Here is a 5,097-nt window from a genome sequence, read left to right on the forward strand (position 1 = left end):
TCGCTGCTGCGCGGCGCCCTGCCCTGGCCGGAGGCGGGCCGGCTGGACGAGCTCGCCCCCGAGTGCCTGCCCGTGCCGAGCGGGCGCGCCGTCGTCGTGGACTATCCGGCCGTCCACGAGGACACCCCGCCCGTGGTCGCCGCCAAGCTGCAGGAGTTCTTCGGGGCGCGTGTCACCCCCGCCGTGGCGGACGGCCGTGAGCCGGTGGTCCTGCACCTGCTCTCCCCGGCAGGCCGCCCACTCGCCGTGACCGCCGACCTGCCGTCCTTCTGGGCCGGCCCCTACGCGCAGGTCCGCGCCGAGAACCGCGGGCGATACCCCAAGCACCCGTGGCCCGAGGATCCCGCCGCCGCGGAGCCGACCGCCCGGACGAACCGCCGCGCCCGCTGAGAAAGGGGCCCGCGAAACGTGCAGGAATCGCTCCGATGCGTGATGATGGCGGTCACATCCGACTCGCATCGAATGAGGTTCCACTTGTGAGACACGACACGCGGGCACGTCAACGACGCCGGGCCACGCTGGCCGGCGCCGTCGCTGCGGGCGCGCTCATCCTGGCCGGGTGTGCCCCGGCCGAGCAGACGCCCACCCTGACCTGGTACACCAACCCCGACGACGGCGGGCAGGCGAAGATCGCCGCCCAGTGCACCGACGCCGCGAACGGCCGGTACAGAGTCGAGACGTCCATGCTTCCGACGGACGCCGCCTCCCAGCGCGAGCAGCTGACCCGCCGCCTCGCCGCGGGCGACACGTCGATGGACATCATGTCCCTCGACCCGCCGTTCGTCCCCGAGCTCGCCGAGCCCGGCTTCCTGGCCCCCGTGCCGGAGGAGATGCAGGCGTACGCGAAGGACAACGCCCTGGAGGGCGCGCTCGCGGCCGCCAGCTGGAAGGACGAGCTCGTCACGGTCCCGTTCTGGGCCAACACGCAGCTGCTCTGGTACCGCAAGTCGGTCGCCGAGGCCGCGGGGCTGGACATGTCCCAGCCCGTCACGTGGGACCAGCTGATCGAGGCCGCCCGCAGCCAGGACAAGGACCTGGCCGTCCAGGGCGCCCGCGCCGAGTCCATGACCGTGTGGCTCAACGCGCTCATCGAGGGCGGCGGGGAGCAGATCGTCCCCAACGCCGAGGCGCCCACGGACGAGGTCACCACGAACCTCGACTCCGAGGCCGGCCGCACGGCAGCGCGGATCATCTCCACGATCGGCAAGGAGGGTCTCGGCAGCGCCGGCCTGCCGACGCAGGACGAGAACGCCTCCATGCTGCTCTTCCAGGGCAAGAACGGCTCGTTCATGGTCAACTGGCCGTTCGTCTGGCCGGCCACCCTCGGCTCCGTGGAGGAGGGCTCGCTGCCGGAGGACCTGCCCGAGGACATCGGCTGGGCTGTCTACCCCCGCACCGTCGAGGGCAAGGACGCCGCGCCGCCCGTGGGCGGCATCAACCTGGGGGTGGGCGCGAAGTCCGAGCACCAGGACCTCGCCTGGGACGCGATCTCCTGCATCACCACCACCGAGCACCAGAGCCAGTACTTCGTCGAGAACGGCAACCCGCCCGCCGACCCGGCGGCCTACGACGCCCCCGAGGTCGCCGAGAAGTACCCCATGGCGGACACCATCCGGGAGTCCCTCGAACTCGGCGCCCCGCGGCCGCAGACCCCGTACTACAACGAGGTCTCCACCGCGATCCAGCAGCGCTACGCGCCGCCGTCGGGCGTCTCCGAGTCCACCCCGGCCGAGACCGACGACTTCATCCAGGAAGTCCTGAGAGGGGAGCGTCTGCTGTGAGCCACGTCGACACCGCACCCGCCGCATCCACCCCGCGCGCCGCCGAGGGTCGTCGCCCCCGCCGGGTGAAGTCCCAGCGCGCGAAGTCCGAGGCGCGTCTCGGCTGGCTCCTAGCCGGCCCCGCGTTCTTCGTGATGCTGTTCGTGGTCCTGTACCCGATCCTGCAGGCCCTCTACGACTCGCTGTTCAAGTACCGGCTCACCGCGCCGGGCGACCGCGAGTTCGTGGGCCTGGGCAACTACGGCGTGATCCTCACGGACCCCGTGTTCTGGAAGGACCTCGGGGTGACCCTGCTGATCACCGTGGTGACCGTGGTGGTCGAGCTCATCCTCGGCTTCCTGCTGGCCCTGGCCATGCACCACGCCATCAAGCAGACCCGCGGCCTGATCCGCACGATCATCCTGGTGCCGTACGGCATCATCACCGTGGTCTCCGCGTTCGCGTGGTTCTACATGTTCTCGATCGACTCGGGCTACATCAACGCCTGGTTCGAGTGGCTGCCGGGCGTCGACGCGGACCTGAACTGGTTCGCGCAGGGCAGCACCGCGCTGTTCGTGATCATGCTCTCCGAGATCTGGAAGACCACCCCGTTCATCTCCCTGCTCCTGCTGGCCGGCCTGGCCCAGGTGCCGGGCGACCTCACCGAGGCCGCCTCCGTCGACGGCGCCTCCTGGTGGCAGCGGATGAAGCTGGTCATCCTGCCGAACATGAAGGCCTCGATCATGGTGGCCGTCCTGTTCCGCGCGATGGACGCGTTCCGCATCTTCGACTCCATCTACATCATGACCAACGGCGCCTACGGCACCGAGGTCCTCTCGCTGCTGGCCTACCGCACGTCCATCGGCCGGCTCGAGATCGGCATGGGTTCGGCGGTCTCCGTGATCCTGTTCCTGTGCGTGGCCCTCATGGCGGTCATCGCCGTCAAGGGCTTCAAGGTGGACCTGGCCGACCGAGGAGGTTCCAAGTGAGCACCGCCGCATCCGCTCCCGCCCCCGAGGGCCGCGCGCCCCACCGTCGCGGCACCGGGAAGGCCACCGCACTGTGGTGGATCCTCACCGTCGTGATCGGCGTGTGGTGCCTCTTCCCGCTGTTCTCGATCTTCGCGACCAGCTTCAAGACGCCCGCCGACCTCGCCAACGGCAAGCTGCTGCCCACCCAGTGGTCCACGGTGAACTACGAGGAGATCTTCGTGGGCGGCTCGCGCGAGCTGTTCCTCACGGCGCTGCGCAACTCGATCGGCATCACCGTGATCGCCACGATCATCGCCGTCATCCTGGCCACGCTGTGCGCCTACGCGATCGCCCGCCTGGACTTCCCGGGCAAGCGGCTCGTGCTCACGGTGTCCCTGATGGTCTCGATGTTCCCCGTCATCTCCCTGGTGACGCCGCTGTTCAACATGTGGCGCACCCTCGGGCTGTACGACACGTGGGTCGGCCTGATCATCCCCTACCTGTCCCTGACCCTGCCGATCTCCATCTGGACCCTGGCCGCGTTCTTCCGCCAGATCCCGTGGGAGCTCGACCAGGCCGCGCAGGTGGACGGCGCGACCCCGCTCGAGGCGTTCCGCAAGGTGATCGTCCCGCTGGCCGCCCCCGGCGTCTTCACGACGGCGATCATCGCCTTCTTCATCGCCTGGAACGACTTCGTGTTCGGCATCTCCCTGACCTCCACCGAGACCGCGCGCACCGTGCCCGCCGCCCTGGCCTTCTTCACCGGCGCCTCGCAGTTCGAGTCGCCGACCGGGGCCATCTCGGCGGCCGCGATCATCGTGACCATCCCGATCGTGATCCTGGTGCTGGCGTTCCAGCGTCAGATCGTGGCCGGCCTGACCAACGGCGCGGTGAAGGGCTGAGGCCCGCACACGAGACCTCCCGAAAGGACCCCCCGATGGCCTCCATCACCCTGAACCACATCGACAAGACCTACGACGACGGCTTCCACGCCATCAAGGACGTGAACCTGGAGATCGAGGACGGCGAGTTCGTCATCCTCGTGGGCCCCTCCGGCTCCGGCAAGTCCACGCTGCTGCGCATGATCGTGGGCCTCGAGGACATCACCGACGGCGAGATGCTGATCGACGGCCGCCGCGTGAACGAGGCGGCCCCCAAGGACCGCAACCTCGCGATGGTGTTCCAGAACTACGCGCTGTACCCGCACCTGACGGTGTACGAGAACATCGCCTTCCCGCTGCGGCTGATCAAGGAGAACAAGCCCTCCGAGGAGGAGATCGACCGCAAGGTGCGCGACGCCGCCCGCGTGCTCGAGCTCGAGGACCACCTCGAGCGCAAGCCCGGCAACCTCTCCGGCGGCCAGCGTCAGCGCGTGGCCATGGGCCGGGCGATCGTGCGCGAGGCGGACGCGTTCCTCTTCGACGAGCCGCTGTCCAACCTGGACGCCAAGCTGCGCGGGCAGATGCGCGCGGAGATCTCGCAGCTGCAGCGCCGCCTGGCCACCACCTCCATCTACGTGACGCACGACCAGACCGAGGCCATGACCCTGGGCGACCGGGTGGCCGTGCTCAAGAAGGGCGAGCTGCAGCAGGTGGCCAGCCCGCGCGAGCTCTACGAGCAGCCGCTCAACCTGTTCGTGGCCGGCTTCATCGGCTCGCCGTCGATGAACTTCCTGCCCGCCTCGCTGAAGCAGAAGGAGGGCGGCCACGTGCTGTCCTCGCCGATCGGTGACATCCCGGTGCCGCCCGAGAAGGCCCGCGCCGCCGAGGGGCGGGACATCGTGTTCCTCGGCCTGCGGCCGGAGTTCTTCGAGGACGCCGAGCTGGTGGAGGACAGCCGCCGCGACCAGGGCTCCACCTTCGACGCGACGCTGACCCACCTGGAGTGGCTGGGCCACGAGCAGTACGGCTACATCGAGTTCGATCCGGACCCGGCCGTGGCCGAGATGCTCTCCTCGCTGGCCAAGGACCTGGACGCGGACGAGCTGCGCCCCGTCGTCGTGGCCACCCTCTCCGGCGAGTCCCGCGCCCGGCCGGGCACGCCGACCCGCCTGTGGGTGGACACCACGCGCGTGCACCTGTTCGACCCGACCACCGGTGAGAACCTCACCCGCGACCCCGAGGTCGGCGCGGAGCTGACCCGCCGGGCCGCCGAGGAGCGTCGCCGCCAGATCGAGATGGCGGCCGAGCGTGACGCGGTCGGCTCGGAGTGGGCGGCGCTGACCGCCGGGATGCCCGAGTTCCTCCGCGCCGAGATGCGTCAGCCGCTCCTCGGGCAGGACGAGGCACTCACCCTCCTGCGCACCGGCCTCGTCCCCGACCGGGGCTGAGGGGCGGTCACAGGATCTCGACGTCGCCCTCGTCCGT

The 5,097-nt window shown here is 69.9% G+C and carries 5 protein-coding genes; all 5 read left to right on the plus strand.

What is annotated here, in order from left to right:
* Nucleotides 1–390: ATP-dependent helicase C-terminal domain-containing protein (locus tag D8M29_RS08345; RefSeq protein WP_305034218.1), on the plus strand; the 390-nt coding region annotated here is incomplete at its 5' end.
* A gap of 86 nt (nucleotides 391–476) precedes the next feature.
* A complete protein-coding gene (locus tag D8M29_RS08350; protein WP_060974376.1) occupies nucleotides 477–1,781 on the plus strand; it encodes an extracellular solute-binding protein in 1,305 nt (434 codons plus the stop codon).
* Complete coding sequence (locus D8M29_RS08355) at nucleotides 1,778–2,749, plus strand: carbohydrate ABC transporter permease (protein WP_127435364.1); 972 nt, start codon at nucleotides 1,778–1,780, stop codon at nucleotides 2,747–2,749. Before D8M29_RS08350 ends, D8M29_RS08355 begins: the two co-directional genes overlap by 4 nt.
* A complete protein-coding gene (locus tag D8M29_RS08360; protein WP_127435363.1) occupies nucleotides 2,746–3,633 on the plus strand; it encodes a carbohydrate ABC transporter permease in 888 nt (295 codons plus the stop codon). Before D8M29_RS08355 ends, D8M29_RS08360 begins: the two co-directional genes overlap by 4 nt.
* A 35-nt stretch (nucleotides 3,634–3,668) precedes the next feature.
* Entirely contained in the window at nucleotides 3,669–5,060 is a 1,392-nt protein-coding gene (locus D8M29_RS08365) for an ABC transporter ATP-binding protein (RefSeq protein WP_238693358.1), read from the plus strand.
* Nucleotides 5,061–5,097: the final 37 nt, after the last annotated feature.

The organism is Micrococcus sp. HSID17227 (assembly GCF_003989405.1).
Taxonomy (GTDB): Bacteria; Actinomycetota; Actinomycetes; order Actinomycetales; family Micrococcaceae; genus Micrococcus; species Micrococcus luteus.

What these genes read in the sequence shown, in the direction of transcription:
- D8M29_RS08365 (WP_238693358.1), top strand. Translation starts at nt 3,669, where the DNA reads ATGGCCTCCATCACCCTGAACCACATCGACAAGACCTACGACGACGGC.